Source organism: Lampropedia puyangensis, assembly GCF_004833285.1.
Lineage (GTDB): Bacteria > Pseudomonadota > Gammaproteobacteria > Burkholderiales > Burkholderiaceae_C > Lampropedia > Lampropedia puyangensis.
This window is the reverse complement of sequence record NZ_STFG01000001.1, coordinates 217153-234138: the sequence shown is the minus strand read 5'-3', so window position 1 is coordinate 234138 and position 16986 is coordinate 217153. Positions and strand designations below refer to the sequence as shown.

At 56.1% G+C, this 16986-nt stretch carries 9 protein-coding genes; 5 read left to right on the top strand and 4 right to left on the bottom strand.

Annotated elements, in window-relative coordinates:
- Nucleotides 1–63 precede the first annotated feature (63 nt).
- The gene (guaA, locus tag E9531_RS00895; protein ID WP_136571854.1) at nt 64–1680 is read left to right on the top strand and encodes a glutamine-hydrolyzing GMP synthase; all 1617 of its coding nucleotides are present in this window, start codon (nt 64–66) and stop codon (nt 1678–1680) included.
- 118 nt (nt 1681–1798) lie between these two features.
- Here the strand turns inward: guaA and E9531_RS00890 are convergent, their stop codons facing one another.
- From E9531_RS00890 to E9531_RS00875, 4 genes are all read right to left on the bottom strand, one after another.
- A complete protein-coding gene (locus E9531_RS00890; protein ID WP_136571853.1) occupies nt 1799–3283 on the bottom strand; it encodes a type I restriction-modification system subunit M in 1485 nt (494 codons plus the stop codon).
- A 110-nt stretch (nt 3284–3393) separates the two neighbouring features.
- Nucleotides 3394–5391, bottom strand: coding sequence for an RNA-binding domain-containing protein (locus tag E9531_RS00885; protein ID WP_136571852.1), 1998 nt, complete (start codon nt 5389–5391; stop codon nt 3394–3396).
- A complete protein-coding gene (locus tag E9531_RS00880) occupies nt 5388–6974 on the bottom strand; it encodes a restriction endonuclease subunit S (protein ID WP_136571851.1) in 1587 nt (528 codons plus the stop codon). The genes E9531_RS00885 and E9531_RS00880 overlap by 4 nt, the downstream gene beginning before the upstream one ends.
- The gene (locus E9531_RS00875) at nt 6974–9754 is read right to left on the bottom strand and encodes a type I restriction endonuclease subunit R (RefSeq protein ID WP_136571850.1); all 2781 of its coding nucleotides are present in this window, start codon (nt 9752–9754) and stop codon (nt 6974–6976) included. The genes E9531_RS00880 and E9531_RS00875 overlap by 1 nt, the downstream gene beginning before the upstream one ends.
- Nucleotides 9755–9980: 226 nt before the next feature.
- On the opposite strand from E9531_RS00875, the gene E9531_RS00870 reads away from it, so the two are divergent.
- From E9531_RS00870 to E9531_RS00855, 4 genes are read left to right on the top strand one after another with little or no spacing between them, the layout of a single operon-like run.
- The gene (locus E9531_RS00870) at nt 9981–11516 is read left to right on the top strand and encodes a DUF3375 family protein (protein ID WP_136571849.1); all 1536 of its coding nucleotides are present in this window, start codon (nt 9981–9983) and stop codon (nt 11514–11516) included.
- Nucleotides 11516–12328 (top strand): DUF4194 domain-containing protein, encoded by an 813-nt coding sequence (locus E9531_RS00865; RefSeq protein ID WP_136571848.1) that lies wholly within the window; start codon nt 11516–11518, stop codon nt 12326–12328. The genes E9531_RS00870 and E9531_RS00865 overlap by 1 nt, the downstream gene beginning before the upstream one ends.
- An 11-nt stretch (nt 12329–12339) precedes the next feature.
- Nucleotides 12340–15774, top strand: coding sequence for an ATP-binding protein (locus E9531_RS00860; RefSeq protein WP_136571847.1), 3435 nt, complete (start codon nt 12340–12342; stop codon nt 15772–15774).
- Complete coding sequence (locus E9531_RS00855; protein WP_136571846.1) at nt 15771–16931, top strand: Wadjet anti-phage system protein JetD domain-containing protein; 1161 nt, start codon at nt 15771–15773, stop codon at nt 16929–16931. The genes E9531_RS00860 and E9531_RS00855 overlap by 4 nt, the downstream gene beginning before the upstream one ends.
- Nucleotides 16932–16986: the final 55 nt, after the last annotated feature.

The following is a 16986-nucleotide window of genomic DNA, read 5'->3' as shown; positions in this document are numbered from 1 at the left end:
GTCTTTCTATACCAACATTGCACAGCGCTTAACCAAGCGCTGTACTTGTTTAAGAAGTCCTCTATGTCCCACCAAAAAATCCTCATTCTCGACTTCGGCTCCCAAGTCACCCAATTGATCGCTCGCCGCGTACGCGAAGCCCATGTGTATTGCGAAGTGCACCCTTGCGATGTGAGCAGCGACTGGGTGCGCGAATTCGCTGCGGACGGTAACCTCAAAGGCGTGATCCTCTCTGGCAGCCACGCCAGCGTATACGAGGTGGACGACAAAGCCCCGGACGCCGTGTTTGAGCTGGGAATCCCCGTGCTGGGCATTTGCTACGGTATGCAAACCATGGCCAACCAATTGGGCGGTAAGGTCGAAGGCTCCAGCCACCGCGAGTTTGGCTACGCCGAAGTGCGTGCCCACGGCCACACCGATTTACTCAAAGGCATTGAAGACTTCGCCACACCCGAAGGCCACGGCATGCTCAAAGTGTGGATGAGCCACGGCGACAAAGTCACCGAACTGCCACCGGGCTTCAAGCTCATGGCCAGCACCCCTAGCTGCCCGATTGCCGGTATGGCCGATGAAACGCGCCATTACTACGGCGTGCAGTTCCACCCCGAAGTGACCCACACCGTGCAAGGCCAAGCCCTGCTCAACCGCTTTGTGTTGGATATTTGCGGCACAAAGCCGGACTGGATCATGGGCGACTACATTGCCGAAGCTGTAGAAAAAATCCGCGCACAAGTAGGCGATGAAGAAGTCATCTTGGGCCTCTCCGGCGGCGTGGATTCGTCGGTTGCCGCAGCCCTGATCCACCGCGCCATTGGCGACCAGCTCACCTGCGTGTTCGTAGACCACGGCCTGCTGCGCAAAGACGAAGGCAAGATGGTCATGGAGATGTTTGCGGGCAAGCTCAAGGCCAACATCATCGCCGTGGACGCCAGCGCACAATTCCTCGGCAAGCTGGCTGGCGTAGCCGACCCTGAGAAAAAACGCAAAATCATCGGTGGTGAATTCGTTGAAGTATTCAAAGCCGAAGCCGCGAAATTGAAGGCTGGCGGCGCAGGCCACAAAGGCGCGACCTTTTTGGCACAAGGCACCATTTACCCAGACGTCATCGAATCCGGCGGAGCCAAAAGCAAAAAAGCCGTCACCATCAAAAGCCACCACAACGTCGGCGGCTTGCCTGAGCAACTTGGTTTGAAGCTACTCGAACCCCTACGCGATTTGTTCAAAGACGAAGTGCGCGAACTAGGCGTGGCCTTGGGCCTGCCACCTGAGATGGTCTACCGCCACCCCTTCCCCGGCCCCGGCTTGGGCGTGCGCATTTTGGGCGAAGTCAAAAAAGAATACGCAGACCTGCTGCGCGAAGCCGACGCCATCTTCATCGAAGAGCTGCGCAACTTCAAAGACGATGCAACCGGCAAAACTTGGTACGACCTCACCAGCCAAGCCTTCACCGTCTTCCTGCCCGTGAAAAGCGTTGGCGTGATGGGCGATGGCCGCACCTACGACTACGTCGTCGCCCTGCGCGCAGTACAAACCTCCGACTTCATGACCGCCGACTGGGCCGAACTGCCCTACGCGCTGCTCAAGAAAGTCTCTGGCCGCATCATCAACGAAGTGCGCGGCATCAACCGCGTGACCTATGACGTGAGCACCAAGCCGCCTGCGACGATTGAGTGGGAGTGATGCGCTAACGCACCTCGTTCACGCCGAAACCCAATGAAAAGCGAGCGTTCAGCAAAGAGTGCTCGCTTTTTTTAAGGCAAAACATCAGCGCCTTGACCTTGGCGCCCATGCGCCGTAATCAGGTCTTGGCTTCTTGATCTTGATCAAAAGCGGGGAGCTCTGCCGCTACTTTGCGGAAGGCAGACAGCGCCGCCTCCAAATGCTCAATGATTTCTTGCTGCAGCACATCGGGCGCGGGCAAGTCATCCAAGTTGTCCAGCCCTTCGCCTTTAAGCCAGAAGATGTCCAAACTAGCTTTATCACGGGCGATCAGCTCGGCGTAGCTGAAGTATTTAAAGCGCTCACTTTCTTTACGCTCGTGGCGATTTTCTGGGTTGTAACAGCTAATGAAATCCTGCAAATGCTCCGGCTTTAGCGGACGCGTTTTCAGGGTGAAGTGCTGGTTGGTGCGCAGGTCGTAAAACCACACGCCTTGGGTATGCACGCGGCCATCTTTAGGCGCGTTGTTGAAGAACACCACATTGGCCTTGACCCCGTTGGCGTAAAAAATGCCGGTGGGCAGGCGCAAGATGGTGTGCACATCGCAAGTTTCCAGCAGCTTGCGGCGAATTTTTTCGCCCGCGCCGCCTTCAAACAGCACGTTATCGGGCAGCACCACTGCCGCTTGGCCGGTGACTTTGAGCAGACTGACGATGTGCTGCAAAAAGTTCAACTGTTTGTTGGAGGTGGTTTCCCAAAAGTCTTGGCGCTCATAGGTCAGCGCCTCGCGGTCTTCCTCGCCATCTTCGTTGGTGATGGTCATCGCGCTTTTTTTGCCGAATGGCGGGTTTGCCAGCACGTAGTCCACCCGCTGGCTGGGCTCGCTGATCAGCGCATCGGAGCGCGCCACCGCAGGCTCCCCTTCGAGTTGGCCGATGTTGTGCAAAAACAAGTTCATCAGGCACAGGCGACGGGTGCTGGCCACAATCTCATTGCCAAAAAATGTTTCGTCGCGCAAAAACGCTTTTTGCGCCTTGTTGAGCTTGGCCTCTGGGCGGGTCAGCCAGTCGTAAGCACCTAGAAAAAAACCGCCGGTGCCGCAGGCCGGGTCGGCAATGGTTTTGCCGGGCTGCGGCTGCACGCAGGCCACCATCGCCTGAATCAGCGCGCGCGGGGTGAAGTACTGGCCAGCACCGCTCTTGGTGTCTTCGGCGTTCTTTTGCAGCAAGCCTTCGTACAAATCGCCCTTGGTGTCGGCATCCATGCCCACCCAGCTTTCTTCATCAATCATCTGCACCAAGCGCGAGAGCTTGGCCGGGTCTTGAATCTTGTTTTGTGCCTTGAAGAAGATCGCCCCCAACATGCCCGGCTCTTTGCCCAAGCGCTCCAAAGTTTTGAGGTAATGCGCCTCCAGCGGCTCGCCGGTTTTGGCCTTGAGGTTGGCCCAGCCGTAACCGTGCGGGATATGGGTGTCGCGGTTGTACGGCGCGGCGCTGTATTCATCGGCCATCTTCAAAAACAGCAAGTAGGTCAGCTGCTCGAGATAGTCGCCATAGCCCACGCCGTCATCGCGCAAGGTGTTGCAGAAATTCCAGACTTTCTGGATCAGGGATGCGGTGTTCATAAAAAACCAATTCAGAAAACAAACATCTTAATAAGCGATTGTTTTATATAAGATTTATTGCCTATTTCAATTTGCTTTCCAAAGAGAAAGAAAGCAAATTGCAGCAACGATCAAGCACGCAAAGGGGCATCTGTATCGACACCTGCGGTGGCCCGACTCCCGCTTTTGATGGCGGTGTAAGCCTGCCTTGGGGCATTCGTGGCCGGATACGCTGTCTTCAAATGGCCTTCTTTCACCATCTGCGAGAGCGTGCGTTTACGCAGGTCATCCGGATCACGGTGGAGAATATGCGCCAATACGCGGGCACCAAGGTAACGGCCATCGCAAAGCGCCAACACCACCTGCGCCAGCACGTCTGGCAACACGCGCTTGGTTTGCGAAACAGGCTGGCCTAGTGTCATCAGTTCAGTCTGTAAGGCCTCAGGCACCGCATCCCAATCCAAATAAATCGCCGGTGCGGGAGCGGCGGGAGATGAAGGAGCACCTGCTAACTCCGGTGGTAAGCCCGCTAACTCCGGTGGTAAGCCCGCTAACTCTGGTGATACGGTCGGCGAATCAAGGGTCTGCACTTGCCCTGCAGCAAGATCAAAACCAAGCGAGATGGGCGATTGCCAAGGTAGATAGTAAATCGTGCCTCGCCCGCTGCCGTTTGAGTGAAACAAACCATCGCGTACCAACGCACCCAGCATCTTGGTCAAATCGGCCGGGTGGTCGGTACAGATTTGTTTGAGTCGGTCATGACTGACCATGCCCTCCACGTGCGCGGTGATCAGCGCCAGCCTAGCGCTTTCGGGTAAGGCTCTGAATCGCGCCCCCAAATGCTGGTCAAGCATCACCACCGCCTCATCGGGCACCAAACTGCTCATGCGCAGTTCCATGCGCGTTTGCTCGGGTTCGGGCAGCTCATACAACACCGGCTTTCTCCAATGTTGGCCAGCCCAATTGGTGTAGATTTTTGGCAGACCGGAACCTGCATGGTCGCCATAACCCACCAGCTGGAACATCGTCTGCAAACGCCGGTTACGACAATCACTATTACCGCCGTGAATGGCTATTTCAGGTGGAATCCGCATGCGCCCGGGGTTGCGGAAGCCAAACATATCCGGACGCTTGACCACCATCACCGAGACACGGCCGGAAAAATCGGCATGAATCAAGGTGTTGGCCAACGCCTCACGCAGTGCCTCATGCACCGGTGAATCGTCCACCCGCTGGCCTTCCTTGAGTTGAAACGGCACCTTCAAATCAACGGTGAGTTTTTGATACACACGCCGGAAAAAATCGTACAAATTGCCTGACCAACTGCCATCGGGCACCAAGCGGTCTACCCAGCGGTTTTCGGTCTTGGCTTCCGGGCGTTCTTGGTAATCCACCATGTAATGCGGCAACACATCACGAATCACCTCAGCGCGGCCAAACATCAGCAAACCGGCAATGCGCAGGCCACTAAAGCCTTCTTCGCGGTTTTTACCGTAAGCGCCAATGCGCTCTAAAAATTCAGGCACAGGCAAATCGGCCCACACATGCCCGGGTTTGACCGCTGCAAACCGGTTGCGATAGGCCGCCACCGTTTCCCTATCCAAATCATCCAAACCAAAGTGGCGCAATACGCGTTCATCGCGGGAATCTTCCACCTGCTCAGCCAGCATCCGGCGCACTGTCTCCTCATCGGCCTGGTAATCGCCCTCATAGCGGCGCAAATAGGTGCCGCCAAGCGGGTTGCTGCCCACATACACCGGTTTTTGATGCCGCCCCGCGCGCGGCACGGTAATGCGTAACACCCAGCGATTCTCTGCAACCGACAGCCGCTCAACACTATGCTCAACCAGCAAATTGGTGGAGATTTGCTTACGGTTGTTCGCGTTGTCCCACAGCGCTTTGCACACACGGTCTGGCTCAGCCATGCCGATGGCCTTGAACGTGCCGCGCGGCTTTTCCTGCACACCCAGCAAGATCACGCCGCCTTCGCCATTTGCCATCGCGCTGTAGCTTTTCCAAAAATCTTCAGGCAATTCGCCTCGGCCGTCGCGGCCTTGTGCGGCTTTGCATTCCAACTCGACCGACTCTGCCAGCAGTGCCAGATCGAGAGGGCTTAAGTCATCACTCATGATGCCTCCTTGGCTTTGCGCCCGCGTGGTTTTTTGCTGGGCGCTTGCGCGGCGCGTTCGCTGCGCAAGCGCTCTAGCAAGGTGCTGGCTGGTTCGTCATTGGGGTCTTGTGGCACCAGTTGACCGGCAAAGGCGGCGCGCAGGATGTTTTGGCGTTGGGCGGTGGCTTGTTTGAGGGAATACTCAATTGCTAGGTCGTTATTCCTTGCTGCTGCCAGCAAATTCTCTAATTCGCTTGCAATTTTGTTTTGCTCCAAAGTGGGCGGAACAGGAATTACAAGCTTCTCTAGAATTTCAAGGTTGATATTTTTTTGTGCTGTCGCTGGGGCTTCACTTTCCAACTTCTGCTGCGCACTACGCATAAAGTATTCGACATACCGAATTGAGACATCTTCTACGGCCGGCAGGAAGCCGACGACACTGTCAGGGAAGCATGCTTTCACCGAAAGAATTGCTGTTTTCCCAATGTTTGCCGCGATGGTTATGCACATCGTGCCAGCCGGCCAAAGTCGACTCTGTGCCAAACCCGCTTCGCTGTAGGTCGCTTCTATATCCCCCAAAAAAGTATCAGCATGACGAATATCGCCAGTCTGTACAAAAGGGTATGGGCCACCATAAAGATGAGGTGCATTTCTGGGCCGGTGCTTTGATTTCCCCCGATCTAACCAGCCGACTTGAGACAGAGTCGCCCACACCCAGCCTTCGGGGAGTTGGGGGAGATCGGCGGTGTCGGGGGCGGTGGGTTCGGGGTATTTGCTTTGCCAGCCTTTGGGCGGGGTTTTATTTTGGGCTTGGAATTTGGCCAGTTGCTTGGCCTCCCAGCGGGTGCGGCGTTCGGTGAGGATTCGGGCGAGCAGTTGCTGGCCGGTTTCGCTGCTGGCTTCGGCGGCGTCCACAGAGGTGTTGCCTGTGGCTTTGTCGGTTGGCGCTTTGCGGGCGGCGTGTTGGGCGGCACGCCAATCGACGGTGAGGGTACCTTCCACTGCCGCTTTCAAAAGGGATTGGCGATAGGCCTTGAGCTTCTTCTGCGCGACTTTGAGCTCGGCCACACCAGCATCCAGCTCGCTGAGCAAGGCTTCAAGCTTTTCGACGATGCGGGTTTGTTCGGCGCGGGGGGCTAATGGAAAGCTGATGGTTTCCACGTCAGATTTTCTAATCGACGGGACAACTGATGCTCTTGCCTCAACGTCAAACCTAGTGATTAAAGAGAACCAATATAGATAACTCACATCGACTGCATTAGCAGGAGCAAACATCGCCATCGTGTTGTTATCTATTAAAGAGGCGACCTTGGTAATCGCTCGTCTATTAAGGCGCAACGCTTCGCCGATTTTTGCAAACACGACCGAATTAACCGGTACCGGCTTAGCTCGAATCGACGCTGCTTCATGTTCGGAAAGTGTGTTCTCAGTCTCAAGAAAGAATCTCGAGTCACTAAGCCAAGCAGCAGATATGTCTTTGACTTTGTAGAAAGGGATCGCTTGCCCACTCTTGCCTTGAAGGTCAATTGGAAACCCATAGCCCGCTTGGAACTCGCAAACATCCCCCAAATCGACAGCCACCCAGCCCTTCGGTAAATCCATCACGCCACCAACTCCCGATTCATCTCATCCATCACGCCATCCAGCTCGTGGCCAAACAGCTGCCAAGCCTTTTGCAGGCCACCAGCGCCTGCCAATTCGGCGTAATCAAAATCATCACGAGCAATGCTACAACTGCTGGCGATATGGTCTTTCATCAGGCGCAGCCATTGCATTTGCTCAGGGCTGAATGCGGTGGCGCGTTGGGCGTTGTGGCGGAAGGCCCAAGCTTGAAAGCGCTTGTCCACTTCATCGGCAAAGGGGTGCAGCTCGGCATCCAGCCCCAGCGCAAAACGCAGCAGGCTGACCAAATCGGTGAGCTGGCGTTGGCGGTTAACCCCTTTAACCGCACCTTCTTTGACGCGGGCGTAAGCAGCCCAGAGTTTTTCGGTGGTCAGCATCATCGGCGGTTGGCCAAGGTGCTGGTGCAGGGTGTCAATCATGTCAAAGGTGATGGTGCGGCGCTGGTAGGGCTGGTTGTAGAAAAAGCCCAGCGCGGCAATTTCGTCTTGGTGTTGCTGCAGGTAATCGGTAAAGGTTTGAATGGTCTTTTCCGCTTGTGCTTGGGCCTGTGCGCTGAAACCGGCAAAGCTGACTTGATCGAGGTTGATGTGGTCAATGATTTGCTCGCGCTCACGGCGGGCGTTGTCGATTTCGTCGCGCAAGGCGGGGTTGTCAAACGGTGCTGCGGCTTGGGCGACGCGCTGGTTGCGAGCGGCGGTGAGTTCTTCTTCGGTCAGTGTTTCTTCGCTGCGGGTGATGCCTTGGGCCTCGGCGGTATTCAGCGCGGTTCGGATGATGCCATCGGGGTCTAGCGCGGTGATCAAATTTTTACCGAGCTCGCGGGTGCTGATGCCGCCGCTGGCTTTTTCAATGCGCGCTTGGGCTTTGGCATCGAGCAATTTGGCCAAGCGAATCAGGCGATTGGCCAGTGAGAGCACGGTGTCGTCATCGCGGTGGCCCATGGCCACGCCTTGCAGCAAATCTTTGAGTGCCAGATTCGGCTTGCGCTCCAGCGGGCGGCTTTCGGTTTTGAGGGATTTCTCTACCCCCACCGCATCGATCAACACAAAGTGGGTTTTGGCGCCTTCTGCACTGCCGCTGACGCGTTGCAAGCCATCGGCATCCAAGCTGCGCACGCCACGGCCTTTCATTTGTTCGTAATAGCCGCGTGAGCGCACATCGCGCATGAACAGCAGCACTTCCAGCGGTTTGACGTCGGTGCCGGTGGCAATCATGTCCACGGTGACGGCGATGCGTGGGTTGAAATCATTGCGAAAGGCGGCCAGCACGCTGTCTGGGTCTTCCTCGGCCTTGTAGGTGACCTTTTTGCAAAAGGCATTGCCTTGGCCGTAGACCTCGCGCACGGTGTTGATGATGTCATCGGCGTGGCTATCGGTTTTGGCAAAGATCAGGGTCTTGGGTGTTTCTTTGCGGTTGGGGAAGATTTGCGTTTCCACCGCGCGCTTCATTGCGGTAATGACGGTGCGGATTTGGCTGGGGTTGACCACCGATTTATCCAGCTCTTTGCTGGTGTAGGCGGTGTCATCCTCGGTTTCGGCCCAGCGCTTGGCGCGGGTGGCGCGGTCGCGGTGATCGACCCATTCTTTGGCTTTGACTTCGGCGCCTTTTTGGGTGACTTCGGTTTCAATTTCAAACACGTCATAGCCGACGTTGACACCATCGGCTACCGAATCTTCATAGCTGTATTCGGCCACGATGTTTTGGTTGAAGAAACCATAGGTGCGCTTATCGGGCGTGGCAGTCAGGCCAATCAAATACGCATCAAAATAATCGAGTACCTGTTTCCACAAGTTGTAAATGCTGCGGTGGCATTCGTCGATGATGATGAAGTCAAACAGCTCAACGGGCACGGCGGCGTTGTAGCGCACCAGCTTGGCTTGCGATGGCGTTTGCGCGATTTCATTGGGCGAGAGATCTTCGGCCGATTCGTCAATCGGCTCACCACTCAAGATCGAATACATGCGCTGGATGGTGCTGATGCAGACCTGCGCATGCGGGTCGATATGCGGAGAAGCCAGCCGCTGTACGTTGTACAGCTCGGTGAATTTGCGGCCATCATCGGGCGGCGTGTAGGCCATGAACTCTTGCTGGGCTTGCTTGCCCAAATTGCGCGTATCGACCAAAAACAAAATGCGCTTGGCGCCGCCAAACTTCAACAGGCGGTAGACCGAGGTGATGGCAGTAAAGGTTTTGCCCGCGCCGGTGGCCATGTGCACCAAGGCGCGGGGCTTGTTGAGCGCCAGTGAGGCTTCTAGGCCGGTAACGGCATCCACTTGGCAATCGCGCAGATTTTGCTCGGGCAACGGTGGCATGTGCGTAGCCAGCCGTGCACGCAAGGTTTGCGGCTGGGTCAACCATTCGGCCAGTATCTGCGGGGTGTAGAAGTGGAAGATCTCACGCGATCGCGGCGCAGGGTCGGCGTTATCGGTAAAGCGGATGATTTGGCCCGTGGCCTCATACAAAAAGCGCAGCGGCGTGCTGTCTTTGCGCCATTTGAGTTGGGCACTGGCGTAGCGCCCGGTTTGTGTTTCAGTGACGGTGAGGTTCTCGCCAGCATTGTCTTTTTTTGCCTCAATCACGCCAACCGCTTGGCGATCAACAAAAAGCACATAGTCTGCAGGGCCAGTATCGGTGGGGTATTCACGCACCACCACACCCAGCGCTGCGCCTAAATTGATCTGGCGGTAATCTTGGATGATCCAGCCGGCTTGTTCTAGTTTTTGATCAATGAGCAGGCGGGCTTTGGTTTCTGGGGTCATAAAAAAACAAGGGCTGCGCGTGAAAAGTGCTCCAAGTGTAACCACCTCACAACACACAAATTTCCATCAAAGCCGCTTTCGAGCATGGTTTGGTGGCTATGATCCTAAACACGTCCTAAAAAGCGAAAGCAATGCTCATACAGCATGCTTCATCGCTCATTTCTTCTAGAGCACACTCCGCGTCGCTTTGAACCGGTATTCCACTCTTTAAAACCCCAACACCGCCATGTCCTCCCTCAGCCTGCAACGTACCCAAAGCTATGTGCATGAACGGCGCACGCATCCGGCTTGGCTGTTGCTAGCTTCGCGCCGTGCGCCATTGATGCTCAGTGCTTTGGAGGCGCTGTTTGAGCACCAGCGCGATGGCGTGCCCTTCGATGTGGCGGTACAAGCGCTTGCGGATATCTTGGCAGCACACGCCAATCAACCGGATTTTGAAATTGACGGCGATGATGTCACGCGACAGGCGCGTACAGAGATGCGCGAATGGATTCGGCGCGGCTTGATTGTCGAGCGTGAGGGCTTGGTGTTTGAGACCGATGCGTTAAAAACCTCGTTGGGCTTTGTCTCTCAACTTGAAAGCAGGATGATGACGTCCACAGCCTCACGCTTGGCCATCGTGCAGCGTGAGATTGATAGCTTGGCCGCACAGCTCGACCCTGACCCCAAACGCCGTGAGCAATACATCCAACGCAAGCTCAGTGAGTTGGAATTGCAAATGCAGCAGCTGCGCGATGGCCAAGTGCAGGTGCTGACAGCCGAGCAAGCAGAAGAAGGCATTCGCGAAGTGTTTAACTTGGCGATGGGTTTGCGCAACGACTTTCGTCGCGTGGAAGATTCTTGGCGCGAAGCCGATCGCACGTTGCGCCAAGCCATCATTTCTGAACAAGTGCACCGCGGCCAAGCGATAGACCAACTGCTTGAGGGCCATGCGCAGCTGCTCAGCACGCAAGAAGGTCGCGTGTTTGAGAGCTTTCACGAGCAGTTGCAAAATCAAGGCGAGATTGAGGCCATGCGCCAGCAGATCCAGCTCTTGCTGGCACACCCGGCTGCCCAAACTGCCTTGAATGACTTGCAACAAATCAACCTGCGTTTGTTGGTGCAGTTGCTGCTCAAAGAAGCGAAGGTGGTGCAAAGCGTGCGCGCACGCAGCGAGCGCGAGGTCAGCCATTTCATGAAGAGTGGCCAAGCGGCAGAGAATCACCGCGTAGGCCAAATGATCAATGACATCTTGCAAGAAGCCATGGGTTTGGATTGGAATCAATCCGCTTTGCGCCGCACCAATGCGCAAATGGCCCCCACTGGCATTGGCGTGGGCACATTACCTTTGATTGAACGCTTGCGCATCAAGTCGGTAGACGATGGCGCCCCGATGGAACTCCTGCTCAACCCCACGCATGCGGGGCTCGACCAAGTGGAAGATGAGTTCTGGATGTCGCTGGAGGGCCTGGACCGTTTTGCGTTGATGGAGCGTACATTACAGGCCCTAGAGCAAGCCGATGGCCCACTCAGCATTGGCCAACTGGCACGGCAATTGCCCCCTGGGGAGCATGATTTAGAGACACTCGCACTTTGGCTGGCCATGGCACGAGAAGCCGGCATTGCACTGGATGATGCCGCCTGCACCGCCCCAGTAAAGAACACGCACACGCAGAATTTTGAGCAAGTGGAAACATTCGATGGTGAGCACCACTGGCGTTTTCGCATTCCAGTTGCCGAGTTGAACGTTGCGCACATCAGCAGCATGAATTGGGAGTTGTAATGACTGAGACGATCAAGCAAACGGATGATACCGATGGTTTTTTTGACCGCTGGGTCAGTGCAGTCCAACCGCCTCAGGCAACAGCGCCAAGCCCAAAGGGATTGGCGCTGCCCGATAAATCCAGCCATGACGCCAACGCAGGGACCACCGAACTTGCGCGCACGCCACTGGATCTGCGTCGCGCAATGCAAGACTTGCTGAAAAACGGCTGGCTTGAAGAAGCGATAAAACCGCGCATTTTCAAGACCATTCGCAATGAGACTGCGCACATCAACGCCTTGCTGGAGCCTTTTGATTTAGAGGCCAAAGTCGATGAATCGCGCGGCTTGGCGTTCATCAGTGTATTGGCGGGATTCGCCCATGAGGATGGTCAAGACGATGATTGGTCCCATCCCCTGGTGTTCCGCCAACGCTTAACGCTGGAGCATTCGCTGATGCTGGCATTACTGCGGCGCGAATTCATCCAGCAAGAGCAGCACAGTGGCGTCGGCACCGTGGTGCGCATAGCGCTGGAGGATTTGCTGCTGCAGCTCGATACCTTCATCGACCGCAGCGGCAGCGACATGCAAGACAAAAAACGCTTACAGACCAACTTGGATGCTTTGCGCAAGCATGGTGTGGTCTCTGAAGTGGATGCGCAAGACTATGTCACCATCCGTCCAATGATTGTGCATGTGGCCAGCCCTGAAAATCTGCAGGCCTTGTTGCAGCAATTGCAAAGTCTGATTCAGCAGCAGCGCCAGCAAGAAGGCGACAACAGTGATCATGACGCAGCAGGCCACAACGAGCTCGAAGGGCTCTCTCTGCCATGAAAGGTGCTGCTATGCCAACGACCTTCTCGCTGAATGATTCAGCGACTCAGCCGGCCAAACTAGGGACTGAAGCACAAGCGCCTGCGCCGTCTCAGAGCTATATTCTGGAGTCGTTAACACTCTACAACTGGGGTGCTTTTCAAGGCTTGCACACCGCCACCATGGATGCCGCCAACACGGCCATCATTGGTGCGACTGGCAGTGGCAAAACCACCGTAGTCGATGCATTGATGACATTGCTGTGCGACAAACCACGCTACAACCTGGCATCAACTGGCGGGCATGAGAGTGACCGCGATTTAGCCTCCTATGTGCGCGGAGTCAGTGGCCAAGGTACCGATGGCAGCAGTGCCCACATTGCACGATCGGGCAAAACCGCCACAGCCATCAGCGCACGCATTGCCAAGAGCGAGGGCGAATACGTCTTGCTGGGTGCCTTGCTGTGGTTTGATGGCAGTTCCTCCTCGGCCAGCGACATGAGCAAGCGCTGGTTCTTTATTGAGGGCAGCAAAATGGCCCCAGGCCAACCTGCACCAGCATTAGAGGCATGGTTAGAAGAGCTGCAGAGCGGCGGCGCTAGGGCGCTGAGCAAACTCGCCAAAGACACTGAAGGCCTGCACATATGGACCAGCAAATCTGCTTATTTGGCCAAGCTGCAGAGCTATTTTGAGGTAGGCTCGAACGCCTTCACCTTGCTCAACCGCGCTGCTGGGTTGAAGCAACTCAACAGCATTGACGATATTTTCCGAGAGTTGGTTTTGGAAGAGCATGCTGCGTTTGATGAAGCGCTGAAGGTAGCCAGCGGTTTTGACAAACTCACCGACATCCATGCCGAGCTGGAGTTAGCACAAAGCCAGCTGCTATCACTCTTACCATTGCGCGATTTGGCCTTGCGCCACCGTGAGCAAAGCGAATCGCTGCACGCACTCAAGCACCGTGCAGAGCAACTGCCGCTGTGGTTTGCCATGCAGGGCCAAGCTTTGTGGAGCACACACATTACAGTGTTGGAGCAGCAATGGGCCAGCTTGGATGAACAAGTCAAGGCCACACAGCAAGCGCAAACAGATGCGCAAGATCACGCTAACACGTTGCTGCAACTCTACTTGCAAGCTGGCGGCGGAAGTATTCAACAATTGCAAAGCAATATCCGCGATAAGCAATCCATCATTGGCCGTCTCAAGCAGCACATTGCGCAATACCAAACACTCTGCAGCAAGCTGGCCCTGAGCACTCCCCCTGTTCATACCGCCACTACCTTGGCCCAGCACCAACGCCAAGCCAGCAGCACATTGCAAGCACTGGAAGAACAGCGCAAAGCACAGCAAGCAGCGCTGGAGATGGCCATTACGCAAGAGCGCAATGCACATCAACGGCTGACCGAATTAAAAGCCGAGCGAGATGCCGTGCGCCAGCGTCCCGGCTCCAACATTCCCATGCGCGACCAGCAGTTCCGCCATGATTTGGCGCAGCACCTGCAGCTCGCTGTGGATGAGCTGCCTTTTGTCGCCGAGTTGCTGGAAGTGCAAAAAAACCAGCAACTCTGGCGCGGCGCGATTGAACGCGCATTAGGCAGCCAGCGCCTGCGCATTATGGTGCCTTCGCATGCTATGCGCGACGCACTGCAATGGGTCAACCAACGCCACAACCGCGTGCATGTTCGACTGCTGGAAGTGCCTGAACAAGCGGTTGCTAACGCCCCGTTTTGGGAAGATGGTTTTTGCACCAAGCTCAACATCAAACCGCATGCGTTTGAGCCTGCGCTGCGCCGCTTGTTGGGCGAGCTCGATCGCCATTGCGTCGCCAGTGCCGAAGCCTTGCAGCACACATCTCATGGCATGACAGCGCAAGGCCTGATGTCTGGCAAGGCGCGCCACTTTGACAAGCAAGATCAAAAGCGCCTAGAAGACGATTGGATGACCGGGTTTGACAACCGCGACCGGCTCGCCCGACTGGAAGCCAGCATTGAGCAAGCGCAAGCCAGCTGGAAGGATTTTGAGCAAACCAAAGCACATTGCAAACAGCAGCAAAGCCAGCTCGCAAGCACCAGCATCCTGTGGCAGAGCCTGCAGAAGCTTCAGTTTGAAGATCTGGACATCACACCTCAACAAACCCAGTTGGAAACATTGGAGCTGCAACTGGCCCAGCTGCAAGATCCGCAATCGCACGCAGGGCAAGCCAAACAGCGCTGGGAGGATGCAGAAAATAAAGCCAAGGCGCTATCCAAGAACCTGCTGGCTTTCAGCAAAAATCAAAGTGCCCTGGATGTCAAGCTTGAGCAAGCGCAGAAAAGTCGCCGCAAATACCGCTTGCGCTTGGAGCAAGATGCGTCCGATCATGCTGCGCAACAGCCCGCATCCAACCCCATGGATGACGCCGATTTTGTCCAGTTCCTTCCATTGAAGCTGGAGACGCTCGACGAGCAAGAGCGCACCGCCCTGAAAACACAGCTAGAGCAGCTCCAAAAAGCCCGTGAGCAACTGCACGGACTAGAGAAAACCATCGTCAACCAAATGGGCAAAGCCAAGCGAGAAGACCGTGGCGCCTTACAAGAGGAGCTCAGCGAGGTGAGTGCCGTGCCCGCGTATTTGGAACGCTTGCGCGTCATTGAAGAAGAGGCGCTGCCAGAGAAACAAAAGCTCTTTCAAGCCTACCTCAATGAATCATCGGGCAAAGGCGTTAACGGCCTGCTCAGCGGCATTGATGCGCAAGTCACCGAGATCAAAGACCGGCTCGATGCGCTCAACCGCACCATGGCCAAAGTCGATTTTCAACCCGGTCGTTACTTGCAGCTCAACGCGATAGACGTTACCTTCCCTGTACTCAAGGAAATCAACGGTTTGCTGGCGCAATGGCGCAGCGCCCGCACCCTAGATGACGGGGGCCAAAGCCTCTACCTCGTCTTGCGTGGCATTGTGGATTTGCTGCGTGAACATGCCAACAATCGCCGCACCAAAGCCGCACAAGCGCTGCTTGATCCGCGCTACCGGCTGCAATTCTTTGTGTACGTGCATGACAGAGCCAGTGGTGAAATTTTGGAGCGCCGCACAGGCAGCCAAGGCGGCAGCGGTGGCGAGAAAGAGATCATCGCCAGCTACGTGTTGACCGCCTCGCTCAGCTACGCGCTGTGCCCACAAGGGCGCACCGCACCCTTGTTTGGCACCATCGTGCTGGATGAGGCGTTCTCTAAAAGTTCGCAAGCAGTGGCTGGCCGCATCATCCAAGCGCTGCGTGAATTTGGCCTGCATGCGCTGTTTGTCACACCCAATAAAGAGATGCGACTGCTGCGCACACACACGCGCTCGGCCATCATCGTTCACCGCAAAGGCAGTGCAGCCACGCTGACCTCCATCGCTTGGGAGCAACTGGAAGCCATCGCACACAATGCGGCTGCACGAGTGGCTAGCGGCCATACCCAGCCAGCACCGATCACCCCCCAGCCGCAATGAAGTCGCCCACCCAATTGACCAGTGAATTGGAACGCCAATGGCACAAAGCCAGTTGGCGGGCACGGCGGCTGCTGCCCGGAAGCGATGCATGGCCCATCACCATGCACATCGGCCTGCCTGACAGCGCCACCTTCAGTGGCTGCAGCAGTGCGCTGCAAGAACATCTGGCGCTCTGGCGCGCTATCGATCAAAACGGCCCTGGGCGCGTGCTGTGGCAAAGCAAAAAATACCGCGCAGGCGCAGCGGAAGTAAGGCTACCTACCCAATGGCAATTAGACAAACCCTCCGAATGGGTAGCCGCCATTGGCAGTAGCGCCGTGAAGCAAGCGTTCGGCCAGTTGCAAAAGGTGCTTGCACAGGTCGATGACTGTTTAAGACGCGTGCTGCTGCACCGCATGACCCTGTGGCAAGCGTTGCCTGCCGATCAAGTCATACTCGCCGCTCAAGTGGCCATGCAACTGGAGCCGGGCTGTGCGCAAGGCAGGCCACTGCGCATGCTGCCCATCGCGGGCAATGACACCAAGTTCTTTGAGCGCCATGAATCCTTGATCACGCTGCTGCTTGATGCCCGTTTTGATGGCGAAGCCAGCGCACAAGGCTTGCGCACCTTCATAGGCGCGATGGATGAGCGCGAGCACTGGTTGTTGATTGCACCGTTGGCCGATGGCTTGCTGCCTTTTAAACGCTTGCGCTTGACTGCAGAATCTCTGTTGAGTGCCGCTTTGCCTGCCTCACACATCTTGGTGATCGAAAACGAGCGTTGCTTGCACCAGCTCCCCTACCCCGTGCCTGACACCATTGCCATTTTGGGCGCTGGCATGGATTTGGGCTGGATGGCTGCCGACTGGTTGAAAAGTCGCCACGTTGGATATTGGGGCGATATGGATACATGGGGTTTGACCATGCTGGGACACGCCAGAAGCCACGCCCCTCACCTCACAGCCTTGCTGATGGATGCCGACACCTTCCACGCACATCAAGCGCATGCAGTGTTTGAAAGTCACCATGCGCCAGACACAAGCGCAGGACTTTTAGAAGCAGAAGTGGCGCTGTTAAAACGCCTCAAAACCAGTGACAAGGGGCGCTTGGAGCAGGAATTTTTGCCAGCCGATTGTGTTGCCAAAGCCATTGCAATGTGGCTAAAAAAACAGCCATAGCGCCATCAGCGAATCACAGCGTGGGCCTGCAATATGAACCTGCCCCAAGGGGTGA

What these genes read in the sequence shown, in the direction of transcription:
- E9531_RS00865 (WP_136571848.1), top strand. Translation starts at nt 11,516, where the DNA reads ATGACTGAGACGATCAAGCAAACGGATGATACCGATGGTTTTTTTGAC.
- E9531_RS00890 (WP_136571853.1), bottom strand. Translation starts at nt 3,283, where the DNA reads ATGAACACCGCATCCCTGATCCAGAAAGTCTGGAATTTCTGCAACACC.
- E9531_RS00860 (WP_136571847.1), top strand. Translation starts at nt 12,340, where the DNA reads ATGCCAACGACCTTCTCGCTGAATGATTCAGCGACTCAGCCGGCCAAA.
- guaA (WP_136571854.1), top strand. Translation starts at nt 64, where the DNA reads ATGTCCCACCAAAAAATCCTCATTCTCGACTTCGGCTCCCAAGTCACC.
- E9531_RS00880 (WP_136571851.1), bottom strand. Translation starts at nt 6,974, where the DNA reads ATGGATTTACCGAAGGGCTGGGTGGCTGTCGATTTGGGGGATGTTTGC.
- E9531_RS00870 (WP_136571849.1), top strand. Translation starts at nt 9,981, where the DNA reads ATGTCCTCCCTCAGCCTGCAACGTACCCAAAGCTATGTGCATGAACGG.
- E9531_RS00885 (WP_136571852.1), bottom strand. Translation starts at nt 5,391, where the DNA reads ATGAGTGATGACTTAAGCCCTCTCGATCTGGCACTGCTGGCAGAGTCG.
- E9531_RS00855 (WP_136571846.1), top strand. Translation starts at nt 15,771, where the DNA reads ATGAAGTCGCCCACCCAATTGACCAGTGAATTGGAACGCCAATGGCAC.
- E9531_RS00875 (WP_136571850.1), bottom strand. Translation starts at nt 9,754, where the DNA reads ATGACCCCAGAAACCAAAGCCCGCCTGCTCATTGATCAAAAACTAGAA.